At 63.2% G+C, this 16,589-nt stretch carries 16 protein-coding genes; 4 read left to right on the top strand and 12 right to left on the bottom strand.

From position 1 onward, the window contains the following. Positions 1 to 2 precede the first annotated feature (2 nt). Both ACGYLQ_RS03685 and ACGYLQ_RS03680 read left to right on the top strand, forming a co-directional pair. Positions 3 to 2,177, top strand: coding sequence for an RNA degradosome polyphosphate kinase (locus ACGYLQ_RS03685; RefSeq protein WP_209219043.1), 2,175 nt, complete (start codon positions 3 to 5; stop codon positions 2,175 to 2,177). Positions 2,178 to 2,260: 83 nt separating this feature from the next. Continuing rightward, positions 2,261 to 3,844, top strand: a complete 1,584-nt coding sequence (locus tag ACGYLQ_RS03680; protein ID WP_394440517.1) for a Ppx/GppA family phosphatase — start codon at positions 2,261 to 2,263, stop codon at positions 3,842 to 3,844. On the opposite strand, the gene ACGYLQ_RS03675 is transcribed toward ACGYLQ_RS03680, so the two are convergent. The 5 genes from ACGYLQ_RS03675 to scpA form a co-directional block, all read right to left on the bottom strand. Further along, positions 3,841 to 4,206, bottom strand: a complete 366-nt coding sequence (locus tag ACGYLQ_RS03675; protein WP_394440515.1) for a hypothetical protein — start codon at positions 4,204 to 4,206, stop codon at positions 3,841 to 3,843. The genes ACGYLQ_RS03680 and ACGYLQ_RS03675 overlap by 4 nt on opposite strands. A 77-nt stretch (positions 4,207 to 4,283) precedes the next feature. Then, positions 4,284 to 5,285 (bottom strand): endonuclease/exonuclease/phosphatase family protein, encoded by a 1,002-nt coding sequence (locus ACGYLQ_RS03670; RefSeq protein WP_394440513.1) that lies wholly within the window; start codon positions 5,283 to 5,285, stop codon positions 4,284 to 4,286. After that, entirely contained in the window at positions 5,285 to 5,965 is a 681-nt protein-coding gene (locus ACGYLQ_RS03665; protein ID WP_067261634.1) for a molecular chaperone DjiA, read from the bottom strand. The genes ACGYLQ_RS03670 and ACGYLQ_RS03665 overlap by 1 nt, the downstream gene beginning before the upstream one ends. Positions 5,966 to 6,017: 52 nt before the next feature. Beyond that, positions 6,018 to 6,539, bottom strand: coding sequence for a GNAT family N-acetyltransferase (locus tag ACGYLQ_RS03660; protein WP_394440511.1), 522 nt, complete (start codon positions 6,537 to 6,539; stop codon positions 6,018 to 6,020). Beyond that, the gene (scpA, locus tag ACGYLQ_RS03655) at positions 6,539 to 8,680 is read right to left on the bottom strand and encodes a methylmalonyl-CoA mutase (RefSeq protein WP_209219048.1); all 2,142 of its coding nucleotides are present in this window, start codon (positions 8,678 to 8,680) and stop codon (positions 6,539 to 6,541) included. The genes ACGYLQ_RS03660 and scpA overlap by 1 nt, the downstream gene beginning before the upstream one ends. Positions 8,681 to 8,845: 165 nt before the next feature. Here scpA and ACGYLQ_RS03650 point away from each other — a divergent pair, with 165 nt between their 5' ends. Continuing rightward, positions 8,846 to 9,301, top strand: coding sequence for a DUF4174 domain-containing protein (locus ACGYLQ_RS03650; protein WP_394440509.1), 456 nt, complete (start codon positions 8,846 to 8,848; stop codon positions 9,299 to 9,301). 42 nt (positions 9,302 to 9,343) lie between these two features. Here the strand turns inward: ACGYLQ_RS03650 and ACGYLQ_RS03645 are convergent, their stop codons facing one another. From ACGYLQ_RS03645 to ACGYLQ_RS03615, 7 genes are all read right to left on the bottom strand, one after another. Beyond that, complete coding sequence (locus tag ACGYLQ_RS03645; protein WP_394440507.1) at positions 9,344 to 11,389, bottom strand: acetyl-CoA carboxylase biotin carboxylase subunit; 2,046 nt, start codon at positions 11,387 to 11,389, stop codon at positions 9,344 to 9,346. Positions 11,390 to 11,526: 137 nt separating this feature from the next. Then, a complete protein-coding gene (locus tag ACGYLQ_RS03640) occupies positions 11,527 to 11,733 on the bottom strand; it encodes a hypothetical protein (protein WP_067261646.1) in 207 nt (68 codons plus the stop codon). Between the two features lie 319 nt (positions 11,734 to 12,052). Beyond that, the gene (locus tag ACGYLQ_RS03635) at positions 12,053 to 12,400 is read right to left on the bottom strand and encodes a hypothetical protein (protein WP_271693800.1); all 348 of its coding nucleotides are present in this window, start codon (positions 12,398 to 12,400) and stop codon (positions 12,053 to 12,055) included. 81 nt (positions 12,401 to 12,481) lie between these two features. Then, entirely contained in the window at positions 12,482 to 12,622 is a 141-nt protein-coding gene (locus ACGYLQ_RS03630; protein WP_162931863.1) for a hypothetical protein, read from the bottom strand. A 214-nt stretch (positions 12,623 to 12,836) separates the two neighbouring features. Further along, positions 12,837 to 13,337, bottom strand: coding sequence for a DUF6497 family protein (locus tag ACGYLQ_RS03625; RefSeq protein ID WP_394440505.1), 501 nt, complete (start codon positions 13,335 to 13,337; stop codon positions 12,837 to 12,839). Next, positions 13,235 to 13,489: a Rho termination factor gene (locus ACGYLQ_RS03620; protein WP_394440503.1), complete on the bottom strand. Its 255-nt coding sequence runs from the start codon at positions 13,487 to 13,489 to the stop codon at positions 13,235 to 13,237. The genes ACGYLQ_RS03625 and ACGYLQ_RS03620 overlap by 103 nt, the downstream gene beginning before the upstream one ends. 105 nt (positions 13,490 to 13,594) lie before the next feature. After that, complete coding sequence (locus tag ACGYLQ_RS03615) at positions 13,595 to 15,127, bottom strand: acyl-CoA carboxylase subunit beta (protein WP_168612268.1); 1,533 nt, start codon at positions 15,125 to 15,127, stop codon at positions 13,595 to 13,597. Positions 15,128 to 15,296: 169 nt separating this feature from the next. Between ACGYLQ_RS03615 and ACGYLQ_RS03610 the strand changes: the two genes are divergently transcribed. Further along, entirely contained in the window at positions 15,297 to 16,511 is a 1,215-nt protein-coding gene (locus ACGYLQ_RS03610) for a multidrug effflux MFS transporter (protein WP_394440501.1), read from the top strand. The last annotated feature ends 78 nt before the right edge of the window (positions 16,512 to 16,589 follow it).

The raw sequence follows: 16,589 nt of genomic DNA, 5'->3' as shown, positions 1-16,589 counted from the left end.
GCATGACCCAAGCCGATTTCCTGCAAGCGCCCTTTCCGCCCGCCACCGATCTGCCCGATCTCGACACCGCCGGGCCGGGCCGGTTCTTTAACCGTGAGTTGAGCTGGCTCGACTTTAACTGGCGCGTACTGGAAGAGGCCGAGAACCCGCGCGTGCCACTTTTGGAGCGGCTGCGCTTCCTGTCGATCTCGGCCACCAATCTGGACGAATTCTATACCGTGCGCGTGGCGGGCCTGCGCGAGCTTGCGCAGGCGGGCAACACCACCGCCGCCGCCGATGGGCTGAGCCCCGGTGAGCAACTGGTGTTGATCAACGAAGACGCGCGCAACCTGATGATGTCCCAGCAACGGGTGCTGGTCGACCTCATGGCCGAGATGGACGCGCAGAACATCATGCTGGAGCGCACCGCCGACCTGACCGAGGCCGATCACAAACATCTCGAAGGGGTCTTCCTCAACCAAGTCTTTGCCGTGCTCTCGCCGCTGGCGATCGACCCCGCGCACCCCTTCCCCTTCATTCCCAACACTGGCTACGCGCTGGCGCTGCAACTGGAACGCACCCGCGACAAACGCCCGCTACAGGCGCTGCTGCCGATCCCGGCGCAGATCGACCGTTTCGTGCCTCTGCCCGCCCCCGATGGCTGCCTGCGCTACCTGCCGCTCGAAGATCTGCTGATCATCAATATCCCTAACCTCTTTCCGGGCTACAAACTCAAGGCGCATTTCGAATTCCGCGTGCTGCGCGACAGCGATCTTGAGGTCGAGGACGAGGCCGAAGACCTCGTACGGGAATTTGAGGTCGCGTTGAAACGCCGCCGCCGGGGCGAGGTCGTGCGCCTGACCCATTCCGCCGGCGCGCCGGAAAAGCTGAAATCCGTCGTCATGCGCGAGCTTTGCGTGCGCCCGCAAGACGTGATCGAGATCGACGGCATGTTGGGCATCGCCGACCTGTCGAAACTGGTGACCGACGCCCGGCCAGACCTGCTCTGGCCGCAGTTTACCCCCCGCGTGCCTGAGCGGGTCAGCGACCATGACGGCGATATGTTCGCGGCGATCCGGCAGAAAGACATGCTGCTGCACCACCCTTACGAGACCTTCGACATGGTGGTGCGTTTCCTTGCCCAAGCGGCGCGCGACCCGGATGTGGTGGCGATCAAACAGACGCTCTACCGCACCTCGCGCGACAGCCCCATTGTCAGCGCGCTTTGCGAAGCGGCGGAGGATGGCAAATCGGTCACCGCGCTGGTCGAGCTGAAGGCCCGCTTTGATGAGGCCGCCAACATCCGCCAATCGCGCCGGTTGGAGCGGGCGGGCGCGCATGTGGTCTACGGTTTTCTCGACCTCAAGACCCACGCCAAGATCTCGACCGTGGTGCGCCGCGAGGGCGATCAATTGGTGACCTATACCCACTACGGCACCGGCAACTACCACCCGATCACCGCGCGGATTTATACGGACCTGTCGCTCTTTACCTGCGACTCGAGCCTTGGGCGCGATGCGACGAAAGTGTTCAATTTCCTGTCGGGCTATGCCCCGCCAGAGCAGTTGGAGAACCTCGCCATCTCCCCCACGACGCTGAAGCCGCGCCTGCTTGAGATGATCCGGGCCGAGGCCGAACATGCCCGGGCGGGACGCCCCGCCGTGATCTGGGCCAAGATGAACGCGCTGATCGACGCCGAGGTGATCGACGCGCTGTATGACGCGAGCCAAGCCGGGGTGGAAATCAGCCTCGTCATTCGCGGCATCTGTGGGCTGCGCCCCGGGGTGAAGGGGCTGTCGGACAACATCCGCGTCAAATCCATCATCGGGCGCTTTTTGGAGCACAGCCGCATCGTCTGCTTCGGCAACGGTCACGGGCTGCCGCATAAAAAGGCGCGGGTCTTCATGTCTTCTGCCGATTGGATGGGCCGCAACCTGAACCGCCGGGTCGAGACGCTGGTCGAGATCGAAAACCCCACCGTCAAGGCGCAGATCACCAGCCAGATCATGGCGGCCAATCTGGCTGACGTGGCGCAGAGCTGGGTCATGGGGCCGGATGGAAAATTCACCCGCCCGGCGATCCCCGAAGGCACTTTCGCCTTCAACTGCCACCGCTTTTTCATGGAAAACCCCTCGCTTTCGGGCCGGGGCAGCGCCGGGGCCTCGGATGTGCCCAAGCTGACCCATACCGAGGATTGACCTTGCAAGCCCCCTTTGGCAATTGACCTCACCGCCCCCCTGCGCCAATTATCCAGTGAAACGGATGGCCCGCAGGAGCATTGATGGCAGACCAGACCGACCCTTCCCGAGCCGCCCCCGTCCCTGAGACGGGTGTGGCGGAACTGGGCCTTTTCGGAAAACCCTTGTTTCAGGATCCGGGCGCGCGGGCGCTGGCCCGCGTGGGCGTGGTGGATGTGGGGTCGAACTCCGTCCGGCTGGTGGTCTTTGACGGCGCGGCGCGCTCTCCGGCCTATTTCTACAACGAAAAGATCATGTGCGCCTTGGGCGCGGGCATGGCCGAGACCGGGCATCTGTCGCCCGAAGGCCGCGCCCGCGCGCTCTCGGCCCTGCGGCGGTTCAGCAAATTGGCCGATGGCATGGGCCTGTCGGAGCTTACCGTCGTCGCCACGGCGGCGGTGCGCGATGCCAGCGACGGGCGCGCCTTCTGCGCCGATGTGCTGCGCGAGACCGGGTTGCGCATCTGGGTGATCGACGGCGAGGAAGAGGCGCGGCTCTCGGCGCAAGGGGTGCTTTTGGGCTGGCCCGGCGCTTACGGTCTTGTCTGCGACATCGGCGGCTCTTCGATGGAGCTTGCCGAAATCTCGGGCGGGCGCGTCGGGCGGCGGGTCACCTCGCAGCTTGGCCCCCTCAAGCTGCGCGACCTCAAGGGCGGGGCCAAGGGGCGGCGCGCGCATATCAAAGAGGTGATCACCGGGCTTCAGGAAAAAATGGGCAGCCAGCGTGACCGGCTGTTCCTTGTGGGCGGCTCATGGCGGGCAATCGCGCGGATCGACATGTACCGCCGGGGCTATCCGCTGCATGTGCTGCATGAATACCGCATGACCGTGACCTCGGTTCGGGAAACGGTGAAGTTCATCCAAACTTCCGACCTTGAGGAATTGCGCAATGCCTGCGGCGTCTCTTCCAGCCGGATGTCGCTGGTGCCCTACGCCGCCGAGGTGCTGAGCCGTCTGGTCAAAACCTTCCGGCCCAAGGACATCGCCATCTCCAGCTACGGCATCCGCGAAGGCATGCTCTATGAGCAGATGCCGCAGCGCCTGCGCGACCGTGATCCACTGATCGAAGCCTGCTATTTCGCCGAGGCCAAAGACGCGCGGATGCCCGGTTTCGGCAAGGTGCTTTATAACTTCATCCTGCCGCTCTACCGCTCTGCCCCCCACGCCCGTAGGCGTTTGGTCAAAGCGGCCTGCCTTTTGCATGATGTCAGTTGGCGCGCGCATCCCGATTACCGGGCCGAGACCTGTTTCGACAATGCCACCCGCGCCAACCTCGGCGGGCTGAAACACGCCGAACGCATCTACCTCGGGCTGGCCCTGTTGCACCGCTATTCCAACAAGCGTGAGAACACCCGTTTCGAAGACCTCTATGAGATGGTCGATGAAAAGACCCGGTTGGAGGCCGAGATCCTCGGCAAGGCCATGCGCTTTGGCGCAATGCTCTGGATGGACAAGGGCGAACAGCGCGGCGAATTGCGCTGGTTCCCCAAGAAAAAGCAATTGGAACTGTGGCTCACACCCGACATGGTGCCGCTTTTCGGAGAGGTCGCAGAGGCGCGGCTGAACTCACTCGCCAAATCGCTTGAGGCAGAGGTGCATGTTCGGACCGGCAAACGCGCCGCGCGTTAAAGCTCGATCTGCGGCGCGGGTTCGGTTGGGGTCTCTGGCGGGACCATCGGGTGATCGGGCTTGCGGCGGATGATGATATCGCCGTTGGGCTGCATCTCGGGCGCTTGATAGGCGCTCCAATCCTCGACCTCGTCCAAAAGCTCCGTAAGCTTCGGCCCCATCTCCCGCGCGAAATCGCGCAGCGCGGGGCGCATGGCCTCGGTGAACCCTTCAAACCCCTCCATGACCGGGCCCATCTCATCCATGATCCCGTCCATGAACATCTGCGCGCCGCGCTCCATCAGGCCGAGACCGCGTTCTTGGGATTCTTCCTGCGCATGGGCTGCGAGGGGCAGCACCGTACAAAGGGCGATAAGGGGCATGAAGCGTGTCATGGGATTGAGGTAGGCGGCGCAGCGCGCATGTCCAGTCTTACGCCACGCCGCTGGCAGCCCCCCGCCTAAAGATCGACATCCAGCGTGACGGGAAAGTGATCCGAGGCGGCCAGCAGCGCGTCACGCAGGGCGACGTCTTGCCAGCAGGCCGGGTCATCCATCGGGTGCCAAATCCGCCAGCGGGCCGCAGGGGCGGCGATCTGCGGGCTGACCATGATGTAGTCCAGCAGCGCCTGAAGATAGCGTTCCTCCGGCGCGATCCAGAAACGCGCGCTGGTCGGCGCGGCCCCCAAACGGCGGCTGAGCGCCTGTTTGGCATGGGGGTCGAACAGCGCCGCCGCCCCCTGCCCCAGCACGATCTCGACCGAGGACCGCCCGAAGAGGCTTTCGAATTCATCCAGCCCCGGCCCGTCGTTCAGATCGCCCAAGACCATCACGGGCCGTTCCGCCGCCAAATGCATGTCGATCCGCCGCCTCAGCCAGATCGCCTGTGCCAATTGTTTGCGCCGGTTGGCGATGGCGATGCGCAGCACATCGGCCTCGGACTTCGCCCCATGGGGCGCTTTGGATTTGAGATGCGCGCCGATCATCTGAAAGGCGAAACCGGCCTTCGTGGTGACCTCCAACTCCAAGGGCGGTTTGGAAAAGACCACCGCGTCTTCCGTCGCATCCACGTCAAGGTCGATCCGCAGCGCCTGGTCAAAGCGCGGGGCATTGGTGGCACCCTGAGGTACATGGCGGGCGCTGAGCTTGTCAGGATCATAGAGCAGCGCGATCTCTTGCTCGGTGTCGTTGGAAAATCCCATGACAGCGGCCCGCATGCGCAGGGAAAACCGCGCGGCAAATTGCTCAAGCGCCGCCACGGTGGATTGCCGCCGCCCGTGGTTCGGCGCTTCGATCACCATGACCGCATCGGCATCTAGCGCGCTGAACACTTGGCCCAAAGCCGCCGTCTGCTGGGCACGGGTCACCCCGTGCCGCCCGGCCCAAGCGTCATCGTCGTAAAGCCGGTTGTCATTGTCAAAAAGGCTCGCAAACCACTCAACATTGTAGGTCGCGATGCGCATCAAGCGTGTTTGCCCGAGAGCGTTTCCCACGCGCGGTTGATGTCGATCATGCGTTTCTCGGCCATCTTGATCGCCTCTTGCGGCAAGCCCCGCGCCACCAGCGCGTCGGGATGGTTCTCGCGCACCAGCCGCCGCCAGGCGCGGCGGGCCTCTTCCAACGTCGCATTGGGGCCGATGCCCAAAACCGTGCGCGGCAGGGGCGAGCTATCCGGCACGAAACGCGCTTTGAGCGAGGCGAAAGCCTCTTCATCCATGCCGAAAATCGCGGCCACATCCTCAAGAAAGGCGTTTTCGTTGGGGTGGTAGATGCCATCGGCCATCGCGATGTGAAACAGCCCCTCCATCAGGTCATGCAGGGTCTGGGGCTGGTCACTGAACATCCGCGCGATGCGGCGGGCGTAATCCTCGAAACCGGTCACGTCTTGGCGGGCGAGGTTAAAGACCCGCGCCGCCCCTTCCTGATCCGCTTCGGCGATCTGGAACACTTCGCGAAAGGCGGTCACCTCATCGCGGGTCACCAGCCCATCGGCCTTGGCCATCTTGGCGCCAAGCGCGATCACCGCGATGGTAAAGGCCACCGAGCGCTCGGGCGGGCTGCGCAGCCGGTCAAAGACAGCCGACAGCCCCTCGCCCGCGGTGAGGGCTGACAGAGCTTCGGAGATGCGCGTCCAGATCGACATGGGCTGACCCTTTGGTATTCGGCCCCCAGCTTAACCGCTGGCATCGGGGAAGTCAGGATGCAGTCAGCGTTTTTTGCATCAAGATGAGATCGAGCCATCGCCCATGTTTACGCCCCACCTCGGGCATCCGCCCGACCTGCGCAAAGCCAAGTCTTTCATGGAACGTCACAGCGCCGGGATTGGCGCTGCTGATCGCGGCGACCATGGTATGACGGCCCTGCGCCGCTGCCGCCTCTATGGCCTGTGTCATCAGGTCGTGGCCCAGCCCCCGCCCCTGCGCCGCCTCGGACAGAACGATGCTATGCTCCACCGTCGCCGCATAGCCCGGCCCGCCGCGAAAGCTGCCATAGGTGACAAAGCCCAGCACCGCGCCCTCCCCTTCGGCCACCCAAAAGGCATTGGCGCGGGCGGCGATCAGCGCTGCGATCTCCTCCGGCGTCTTTTCGTCGGTCGTGAAGGTCGACAGGCTGTCGCGGATCATAGCGTTCCACAGCGCCGCCACGGCGGCGGCATCCTGCGCCGTAGCCGCGCGGATCACGCCGCCCCTCAGGGCGGCGCTTCCTTCCCCTTGCATCACTTCCGCGTCTCGCGGATCAGCTTCAGGATGTCCTGCGCGGCGGTCGGGATATTGGTGCCCGGCCCAAAGATCGCCTTCACGCCCGCGTCTTGCAGGAACTTGTAGTCCTGCTGCGGGATCACCCCGCCGCAGATCACGAGGATATCCTCCGCCCCCGCATCCTTCAGCGCCTGAATAAGCTGCGGCGCCAGCGTCTTGTGCCCCGCCGCTTGGCTCGAGATGCCGATGACATGCACGTCGTTGTCCACGGCGTCCTGCGCGGCCTCCGCAGGGGTCTGGAACAACGGGCCCACGTCCACGTCAAAGCCGATGTCGGCAAAGGCGGTGGCGATCACCTTGGCACCGCGGTCGTGGCCGTCCTGACCCATCTTGACCACCAACATACGCGGGCGACGGCCCTCGGCCTCGGCGAACTCATCGACCGATTTCTGAATGTCGGCAAAGCCCGCGTCGCCCTCATAGGCCGCGCCATAGACACCCGAGAGTGTCTTGACCTCGGCCCGGTGCCGTCCGAATTCCTTTTCCATCGCCATGCTGATTTCCCCCACTGTGGCGCGTGCGCGCGCGGCCTCGACCGCGGCGTCGAGCAGGTTGCCGCCCTCGGCCGCCCGCCGTGTCAGTTCCGCCAAGGCGGCGGTGCAGGCCTCTTCGTCGCGCTCGGCGCGGATGCGCTCCAGACGCGCCACCTGTCCTGCGCGCACCTTGACGTTGTCGACGTCGAGAATGTCGATCGGCTCTTCCTTGTCGCGGCGGTACTTGTTGACGCCGACGATCACCTCGGTGCCGCGGTCGATGCCCGCCTGACGCTGGGCCGCGGCTTCCTCGATGCGGAGTTTCGGCATGCCCGAGGCCACGGCCTTGGTCATGCCGCCCATCTCCTCGACCTCTTCGATCAGCTTCCACGCCGCTTCGGCCAAATCGGCGGTCAGTTTCTCGACGTAGTAGCTGCCCGCCAGCGGGTCGACGACATTGGTGATGCCGGTCTCTTCCTGCAAGATCAGCTGGGTGTTCCGGGCAATGCGCGCCGAATGGTCGGTGGGCAGGCCGATGGCCTCATCCAGCGAATTGGTGTGCAGCGACTGGGTGCCACCCAGCACCGCCGAAAGCGCCTCGTAGGCCGTACGGACTACGTTGTTGTAAGGGTCCTGCTCGGCAAGGCTCACGCCCGAGGTCTGGCAGTGGGTGCGCAACATCGAGGACTTGGGGTTCTTCGGCTCGAACTCCTCCATCACCCGCGACCAGAGCAGACGTGCGGCGCGCAGCTTGGCGGCCTCCATGAAGAAGTTCATGCCGATGGCAAAGAAGAACGACAGACGCGGCGCGAAGCGGTCCACGTCCATACCCGCCGCAATCGCCGTGCGCACATATTCGCGCCCATCGGCGATGGTGAAGGCCAGTTCCTGCACGAGGTTCGCCCCCGCCTCCTGCATGTGGTAGCCAGAGATTGAGATCGAGTTGAACTTGGGCATGTGGTCCGAGGTATATTCGATGATGTCCCCGATGATCCGCATCGACGGTTCCGGCGGGTAGACATAGGTGTTGCGCACCATGAATTCCTTGAGGATGTCGTTCTGGATCGTGCCCGAAAGCTTGGCCCGGTCGTGGCCCTGCTCTTCGCCCGCGACGATGAAATTAGCGAGGATCGGGATCACCGCGCCGTTCATCGTCATGGAGACCGACACCTGATCGAGCGGGATGCCGTCGAAGAGGATCTTCATGTCCTCGACCGAGTCGATGGCCACGCCCGCCTTGCCAACATCGCCCTCCACGCGGGGGTGGTCACTGTCATAGCCCCGGTGCGTCGCCAGATCGAAGGCGACGGAGACACCCTGCTGGCCTGCCGCCAAGGCACGGCGGTAAAAGGCGTTGGATTCCTCCGCCGTGGAGAAGCCCGCATATTGCCGGATCGTCCAAGGGCGGCCCGCATACATCGTGGCCTTCACGCCGCGCGTAAACGGCGCCTCGCCGGGGATGCTGCCGAGATGCTCCAGCCCGTCCACGTCCTCGGCGGTGTAGAGCGGCTGGACGTCGATCCCCTCCAGCGTCTTCCACGTCAGATCGTCAAGGCTGCGCCCACGCAATTCGCCGGTAGCCAGTTCCTGCCAACGCGCCTTCGCGTCCTTTTGGTCGGATGTCATATGCTTGTCCTTCTCCCTTAGCGCCCGGCGGCAGGCATCGGCCTGCGCGACTGGGGCGGCTGAATTGTCAAAGGCCGCGCCCCTAGGGGGATAAATACCCCCTGCGGCGCTTTGCCCTTCGCAAACTGGCACAGGCCCCCTATATTTGAGGGGACAGGAGCCTTGATGAAACGTTTGATCTCACTAGTTTTTGCAGGATTGATGACCACGGCGGCCATGGCCCAAGGGGCCGATGCCCCGGTGGAGGAGCCATTGTTCCTGCCTGCCGATATGGCCGATCTCAGCACCTTCCAATGGACCAAGCGGCCCGTGCTGGTCTTTGCCAATTCCGAGAATGACCCCGCCTTCGTCGCGCAGATGGAATACCTCCGCGAGCGCGAGGACGAGTTGCGCCTGCGCGATGTCGTCGTGCTGACCGATACCGACCCCGCCGCGCAGAGCCCGCTGCGCCTGCGGATGCGCCCGCGTGGTTTCATGCTGGTGCTGGTCGACAAGGAAGGCCAGATCGAACTGCGCAAACCCTTCCCTTGGGACGTGCGCGAGATCACCCGCAGCATCGACAAGATGCCGCTGAGGCAGCGAGAGATCAGAGAGGCGAAGGAGCGCGGCGTCAACCGCTGATGCCCCGCGCCCTGCCCGCCCTGATCGCCCGCGCGTCGCACCCTATTCGAACTCCATGATCACATCGTCCACCGCAAGGCTGTCGCCCGCACCGGCGTTGACCTTGTTGACGACGCCCTTCTTCTCAGCGCGCAGGATGTTTTCCATCTTCATCGCCTCGATGGTGCAGAGCGCTTGGCCCTCCTGAACCTCGTCGCCCACTTCGACGTCGAGCTTCACCACCAGACCCGGCATCGGGCAGAGCAGCATCTTCGACGTGTCAGGCGGCAGCTTTTCGGGCATCAGGGCCGCCAGTTCCGCCTGACGCGGCGTGCGGACATGGACCTTCAGGTCCGCGCCGCGGGTACGGATGCGGAAGCCGCCGGAGATTTTGCCGACCTTCAGCACCAAAGGCGCGCCATCGACGGTCATCTCGGCCAGTTGGTCGCCCGGGGTCCAATCGCCGCTGACACGCATTTCGCTGCCATCAGAGAAAGCCACCGTCGCCCCTTCGGGATCGGCCTTGGTGACCACATCAAAGTTCTCACCCTGAAGCTTCACGTTCCAATCGCTGCCGACTTTGCGCTCGTGGTTGTCCATCCGGCCCGAAACGCGGGCGCGGCGGATTTCGCCAACGCGGTGCATGGCGGCACAGGCGGCGGCGATGCGGCGCAGCTCGCTCTCCGGCAGGGTCACGCCTTCGAAACCATCGGGATATTCCTCGGCGATGAAGGCGGTGGTCATCTCGCCCGAGACGAACTTGGGGTGATCCATCACCGCGCTGAGGAACGGCAGGTTGTGCCCGATGCCCTCGACCTCGAAACTGTCGAGCGCCACGCGCATCTTCTCGATCGCCTCGGCGCGCGTCGGCGCCCATGTGCAGAGCTTGGCGATCATAGGGTCGTAATACATCGAGATCTCGCCGCCCTCGTAGACGCCAGTATCGTTGCGCACGGCCATGTCACCGGCGGGCGCGTCGCCCTGCCAAGTGCCCTGCTCCAGAAGCGGCCCCGCGGCCACTTCCTGCGGCGGGCGGTAGCGGGTCAAGCGACCGATGGAGGGCAGGAAGCCGCGGTAGGGGTCCTCGGCGTAAAGCCGGTTCTCGATGGCCCAGCCGGTCAGGGTCACGTCGTCTTGGGTGATCGACAGCTTCTCGCCATTGGCCACGCGGATCATCTGCTCCACCAGATCGACGCCGGTGATCAACTCCGTCACCGGGTGCTCCACCTGAAGGCGGGTGTTCATCTCAAGGAAGTAGAAATTCTTGTCGCCGTCGACGATGAATTCCACGGTGCCCGCGCTGGTGTAGCCCACGGCCTGCGCCAGAGCGACAGCCTGTTCGCCCATCGCGCGGCGGGTCTCTTCGTCAAGGAAGGGGCTCGGCGCCTCTTCAACCACCTTCTGGTTGCGGCGCTGGATCGAGCATTCGCGCTCCCCCAGATAGATGCCATTGCCATGAGCATCGCAAAGCACCTGAATTTCGATGTGGCGCGGCTGCGTCACGAATTTCTCAATGAAGATCCGGTCATCGCCGAAGGAATTCGCGGCCTCGTTCTTGGACGATTGGAAACCCTCGCGCGCTTCCTCGTCGTTCCAAGCGATCCGCATACCCTTGCCACCACCGCCGGCGGAGGCCTTAAGCATCACCGGGTAGCCGATGTCATTGGAGATCTTCACCGCTTCCTCGGCGTCTTCGATCAGCCCCATATAGCCCGGCACGGTCGAAACCCCGGCCTCTTTGGCGATCTTCTTGGAGGTGATCTTGTCGCCCATCTTCTCGATGGCCCCTTTCGGTGGGCCGACGAAGGCCACGCCAGCGGCGTCGAGCGCTTCGGCGAACTTGCTGTTTTCGCTCAAGAAACCATAGCCCGGATGCACCGCCTGCGCGCCCGATTGCTTGATCGCCTCCATAACCTTGTCGATGACGATATAGGACTGGTTCGCCGGGGGCGGGCCGATGTGAATGGCCTCATCCGCCATTTCCACATGCAACGCCTGCGCGTCTGCATCGGAATAGATCGCCACGGTGGTCAGTCCCATTTTCTTGGCGGTCTTGATCACGCGGCAGGCGATTTCGCCCCGGTTGGCAATGAGGATCTTGTCAAACATCAGCAGTTCCTTTGACGGTGACAGGCCACGCAAAATGCCGCGTCAGCCGGGGCTGCGCGGGTGCCTGTAGGGGTAAAGATGAAAGGGAGGCCGCCCTGACCGCGCGGATGGCGGGCAAAGCGGCTATTGTAGCTGGATCAGTTACATTTGCCGGGGTTGAGCTGGCAGTAACCGACGTTGGCTGCAGCGCCGATGGCTGCGCCCTGCGCCAGAGACCCGCCTGTGACGGCTGCCGCACCTGCGCCGACGGCTGCGCCGCCCAAACCTTGTTCGCCGATGTTGTCGCCGCATGCGGCCAGACCGGCTGTCGCGCCAAGCGCGAGAATGATGTTACGAATGGACATGTGCCTGTTCCTTCACTGCTATCTACTATCCGACCAACGCCCTGCCGTTTGACAAGTTCCCGGACGTTTTTTCGGTCTGCTGCCCTGTGACGCAAAAACCACCCTTTCGAAAAGTCGGACAGCCCCGCACAAGCGCGCGACTGCCCGATAGGGGAAGGGGTATGGTCTTCATGTCCAGCGGCACGAAGGACAAATGATGTGCCGCCAGCCATGGCAAGCTTGGCCCACGCCGCCAGCGGTGCCAAGCCTGCGCCAGTCCCGGACGGAACTTCGGCAAAGCCATGCTGATCTGTGAACAGGCGCGGCGACATCATGCCGATCAATCCTCGAAAGCTTCGGGAAATGCGGCGCGGGCTGCAGGCACGTCAAGCACCAGCAGCGCTTCGTAATCGGCAGGGTCGAAAGGATCGGTCGCGGGCAGAACCTCACGGCCAAAGAGCCAAGACAGACGTCCCGCATCCAGATTGCCCCGCTCAAAAGGATGTTCGCCAAAGGCTTCCCAAAGGGCTTTGACAAAGGCGGTATCGGCGCGACGATCCGGGGCGCGGCGATCGGGACGACGTTCACGCCGGGTGATGGGCGTGACCCCTTTGGGGTTCGGACGGCGAATGGTGAATTGGAAATCGGTGCCGGGCAGACGCCCGGGGAACCCGCGGTGTTTTAGCATATAGGCGGGCATCAGACACCCCTCCCGGTTGCAGGGGTGGCTGGGATCAGGGCAGGCGCAAACGCCTGCCCTGCAACGGCATTACTTGTACTTGCCGGTGTAGACGGGCTCAACCGAGATGGGCTCGGGCTCGACCACGACAAACTCTTCTTCTTGCTGCGCGCAGGCCGAAACCGCTGCAACGAAACCGATGGCTGCCAGCAACTTGATGCTCTTGGACATGGATATCTCCTATTAATGTTAAATGAACCTGACACGACAACACGCCGGCCAAGCCCGGGTTCTGAGGTAAGGGATACGTGGGTATTCCTTGACCGCATCATATGCGATTCACATGGCAATGGATACGGTTGCAAGTGCAATCGGTCGCGTTGTGACTCCAAAGCATCATTCCAATCCGAGGATCGGCGGATTCTTGCAAGATATTGCCTGTGCATCACAAACCCTCCCAAATGCAGGTGTCATCCTGCGCCCGGAAAGCTTCGAAATACTGGGTCGCCTCGGGGTCGGCCGCGCCGAATTCCACCGGACGGTCGGCGAGGGAGACGACGATCACCTGCCCCGCCAGCGCATGTTCAGTCATGTAAGGAAGTGCGACGACCGCGCAGAGATGCTCCATATCCGGAGCGGCGCGGTCATAGGCGATGGCCCCCGGCCCTTTGGCAATCTGCGGGGCGATAAAACGGAAGCGAAGCCAAGTTTCACCGCCGAGCTCCTCGACCAAGACCTCTTGAAGGTCAACAGCTTGCCCAGAGGGGACATCAATGGCCCGCGCGGGGCCTCCAAGCCCGACCGCCAGCAGGGCTGGCAGCCATGCCCGGCGCAGAAGAGCGCCTAGTGGTTGCGCAGCACATCGATCAGCGCGCCCTTGTCCATGTCCGAGCGCCCTTCGATCCCGAGCTCCTGCGCCCGGTCGTAGAGATCGTCCTTGGTCCAATCCTCGTAGGGCGGCTGTTTGCCCCCCTTCTGGCTGGGATGCTGGCTGTCGTTGGCCTGAGCGTTGGCGATCCGGGCGGCTTTCTCCTTGCTCGCCCCATCCTCGCGCAGGGACTTGTAGGTCTCTTCGTCCTTGATGGATGAATTCGGCATGATCCGGTCCTCCTTTGCAAGGAAAACCACCCAGCCCGCCGAGGGTTCCGCGCGCGGCCCTCGTGGGATCGGTATTTGAGAAAGGATGAAGCTGCATGATGGCGCTCAGAGCGGGATGTTGTCGTGTTTCTTCCACGGGGTCTGCACTTTTTTGTTGCGCAGAGAGGCGAAGGCGCGGGCGACCCGTTTGCGGGTAGAGCGCGGCTGGATCACCTCGTCGATGAAGCCACGTTCGGCGGCGACGAAAGGATTGGCGAAACGATCCTCGTAATCCTTGGTGTGTTTGGCGATCTTTTCGGGGTCGTTCAGATCCTTGCGGTGAATGATCTCGGTCGCGCCTTTGGCGCCCATCACGGCGACTTCGGCGGTGGGCCAAGCGTAGTTGAAATCCGAGCGCAGGTGCTTTGAGGCCATCACGTCATAGGCGCCGCCATAGGCTTTGCGCGTGATGACGGTGACCATCGGCACGGTCGCTTCGCCATAGGCGAAGAGCAGTTTCGCGCCGTGTTTGATGACACCGCCGAATTCCTGACCGGTGCCGGGCAGGAAGCCGGGCACGTCCACCAGCGTGAGGATCGGAATTTCGAAGGCATCGCAGAAACGCACGAAACGCGCCGCCTTGCGCGAGCTGTCGATGTCGAGGCAGCCGGCCAGCACCATCGGTTGGTTGGCCACCACGCCGACGGTACGCCCCTCAAGGCGGATGAAACCGGTGATGATGTTCTTGGCGAATTCCTCTTGGATTTCGTAGAAGTCGCCCTCATCCGCCAGCTTGAGGATCAATTCCTTCATATCATAGGGGGTATTGGCGTTCGACGGCACCAGCGTGTCGAGCGAGGGCTCGATCCGGTTGGGATCGTCGAAGAAGGGGCGGACCGGCGGTTTCTCGCGGTTGTTGGCGGGCAGCAGATCGACGAGGCGGCGCACCTCGGCCAATGCCTCGACATCGTTCTCGAAGGCCGCGTCGGCGACGGAGGATTTGCGCGTGTGGGTCGTGGCGCCGCCCAGCTCTTCGGCGGTGACGACTTCGTTGGTGACGGTTTTCACCACGTCCGGACCGGTGACGAACATATAAGAGCTGTCTTTGACCATGAAGATGAAGTCGGTCATCGCGGGCGAATAGACCGCCCCGCCCGCGCAGGGGCCCATGATGACGCTGATCTGGGGGATCACGCCGGAGGCTTCGATGTTGCGCTGGAAGACCTCGGCGTAGCCTGCAAGGCTTGCCACACCTTCTTGGATGCGCGCGCCGCCGGAATCGTTGATGCCGATCACCGGCGCGCCGTTTTGCACTGCCATATCCATGATCTTGCAGATTTTCTGAGCATGGGTTTCAGATAGGGAGCCGCCGAAGACGGTGAAATCCTGACTGAAGACATAGACGAGGCGGCCATTGATCGTGCCCCAGCCGGTGACCACGCCATCGCCCGCGGGCTTTTGATCCTGCATGCCGAAATCGGTGCAGCGGTGGGTGACGAACATGTCGAATTCCTCGAAGGAGCCTTCGTCGAGCAGCAGATCGACACGCTCCCGCGCGGTGAGCTTGCCGCGGCCGTGCTGCGCATCGATCCGTGCCTGACCGCCGCCCAAACGCGCATCTTCGCGACGCCGCTCCAGTTGTTCGAGAATGTCTTTCATGACGCACCCCTATTGTGATTTCGACCAGTCTACCGGAGGAGCGCAACTGACCAAAGCGCAATTTTGCAAATTTGCAAAATCAATACAGGCGCGGCGAAGCAAAATGAAAAGTTGCAAAACAATCTAGTTAACATGGACATTTCCCATACCCGCGACTACTTGCATTTGCATGAGCGATATCCCCCGGGTCCGGTATTTAGACCGGACGACCCCGCCCCATATTTCAACGCTGATCCTGCTGGCCGGGCTTTCGGCCATGGTCATGAACATCTTCCTGCCCAGCCTGCCGAAGATGGCAGAGCATTTCGGCACGGATTATGCGGTGATCCAGCTTTCTGTGCCGCTCTACCTGTTCTTCAGTGGGATACTGCAGATTTTCATCGGGCCAATTTCGGACAACCTCGGGCGGCGGCGGGTGATGCTTTGGGGCTTGGGCATCTTCTTCGTGGCTACGGTCGGCTGTCTGCTGGCGCCGAACATCGCCGTGTTTCTGGTATTCCGCATGGCGCAGGCCGTGATCGCCACGGGCATGGTGCTGAGCCGCGCGGTGATCCGCGACCTTTATACCCAAGACGAATCCGCCTCCATGATCGGCTATGTGACCATGGGCATGGCGCTGGTGCCGATGATCAGCCCCGCCTTGGGCGGGCTGCTGGAGCAGGGTTTCGGCTGGCAGGCTTCCTTCTGGGCGATGCTGATCCTTGGCGGGCTGGTGTTTTGGGTGGCTTGGGCGGATTTGGGCGAAACCGCGCGGGCCAGCGGCAAATCGCTGCGCCAGCAGTTCGGCGAATACCCCGAGCTGCTCCGCTCGCCGCGGTTTTGGGGCTATGCGCTGGCCACGGGCTTTTGCTCGGGCGCCTTCTTTGCCTATCTCGGCGGCGCGCCCTTTGTGGGGACCGTGGTCTTCGGGATGGAGCCTGCGGTGCTTGGCCTCTATTTCGGCGCACCCGCGATTGGTTATTTCATCGGCAACTTCGTCACCGCGCGGACGGCGACCCGGTTTGGCGTCAATACGCTGGTGCTTTGGGGCTGCATTTCCAACGCCCTGGGCGGCACGGTGTCGCTGCTGATCTTCCTTGCAGGATACGGCTCCCCGCTCAGCTTTTTCGGGCTGATGACGCTGGTGGGGCTGGGCAACGGGCTCTGCATTCCCAATGCCACCGCCGGGATGCTGTCGGTGCGCCCGCATTTGGCGGGCACGGCCTCCGGGCTGGGCGGGGCGATCATGATCGTCGGCGGCGCGGCCTTGAGCGCGCTGGCGGGCGCCCTGCTCACCCCCGAAACCGGGGCCTATCCGCTGTTGTGGCTCATGTTGCTGACGGCCATCGCCTCGGTCGCCTCCATCTGGGTGGTGATCCGGCGTGAGAAAGCCTTGGGGCTCTAGGCCCACGCTCTCCGCGCTTGTGACCCCGGCTTTGCAAAGCTAGGCTGCACCTAACTGCAAAGTTGCAAAGGTGCGCGG

This window comes from Sulfitobacter sp. 1A12779, assembly GCF_043557315.1.
GTDB classification, from domain to species: Bacteria; Pseudomonadota; Alphaproteobacteria; order Rhodobacterales; family Rhodobacteraceae; genus Sulfitobacter; species Sulfitobacter faviae.
This window is presented reverse-complemented; position numbering and strand designations above follow the sequence as displayed.

Bases quoted from the DNA above. Each gene is read 5' to 3' on its own strand.
- ACGYLQ_RS03640 (WP_067261646.1), bottom strand. From the start codon at position 11,733: ATGTCCATTCGTAACATCATTCTCGCGCTTGGCGCGACAGCCGGTCTG.
- ACGYLQ_RS03620 (WP_394440503.1), bottom strand. From the start codon at position 13,489: ATGCCGAATTCATCCATCAAGGACGAAGAGACCTACAAGTCCCTGCGC.
- ACGYLQ_RS03685 (WP_209219043.1), top strand. From the start codon at position 3: ATGACCCAAGCCGATTTCCTGCAAGCGCCCTTTCCGCCCGCCACCGAT.
- scpA (WP_209219048.1), bottom strand. From the start codon at position 8,680: ATGACATCCGACCAAAAGGACGCGAAGGCGCGTTGGCAGGAACTGGCT.
- ACGYLQ_RS03645 (WP_394440507.1), bottom strand. From the start codon at position 11,389: ATGTTTGACAAGATCCTCATTGCCAACCGGGGCGAAATCGCCTGCCGC.
- ACGYLQ_RS03680 (WP_394440517.1), top strand. From the start codon at position 2,261: ATGGCAGACCAGACCGACCCTTCCCGAGCCGCCCCCGTCCCTGAGACG.
- ACGYLQ_RS03610 (WP_394440501.1), top strand. From the start codon at position 15,297: ATGAGCGATATCCCCCGGGTCCGGTATTTAGACCGGACGACCCCGCCC.
- ACGYLQ_RS03675 (WP_394440515.1), bottom strand. From the start codon at position 4,206: ATGCCCCTTATCGCCCTTTGTACGGTGCTGCCCCTCGCAGCCCATGCG.
- ACGYLQ_RS03665 (WP_067261634.1), bottom strand. From the start codon at position 5,965: ATGTCGATCTGGACGCGCATCTCCGAAGCTCTGTCAGCCCTCACCGCG.
- ACGYLQ_RS03660 (WP_394440511.1), bottom strand. From the start codon at position 6,539: ATGCAAGGGGAAGGAAGCGCCGCCCTGAGGGGCGGCGTGATCCGCGCG.
- ACGYLQ_RS03670 (WP_394440513.1), bottom strand. From the start codon at position 5,285: ATGCGCATCGCGACCTACAATGTTGAGTGGTTTGCGAGCCTTTTTGAC.
- ACGYLQ_RS03615 (WP_168612268.1), bottom strand. From the start codon at position 15,127: ATGAAAGACATTCTCGAACAACTGGAGCGGCGTCGCGAAGATGCGCGT.
- ACGYLQ_RS03650 (WP_394440509.1), top strand. From the start codon at position 8,846: ATGAAACGTTTGATCTCACTAGTTTTTGCAGGATTGATGACCACGGCG.
- ACGYLQ_RS03630 (WP_162931863.1), bottom strand. From the start codon at position 12,622: ATGTCCAAGAGCATCAAGTTGCTGGCAGCCATCGGTTTCGTTGCAGCG.
- ACGYLQ_RS03635 (WP_271693800.1), bottom strand. From the start codon at position 12,400: ATGCTAAAACACCGCGGGTTCCCCGGGCGTCTGCCCGGCACCGATTTC.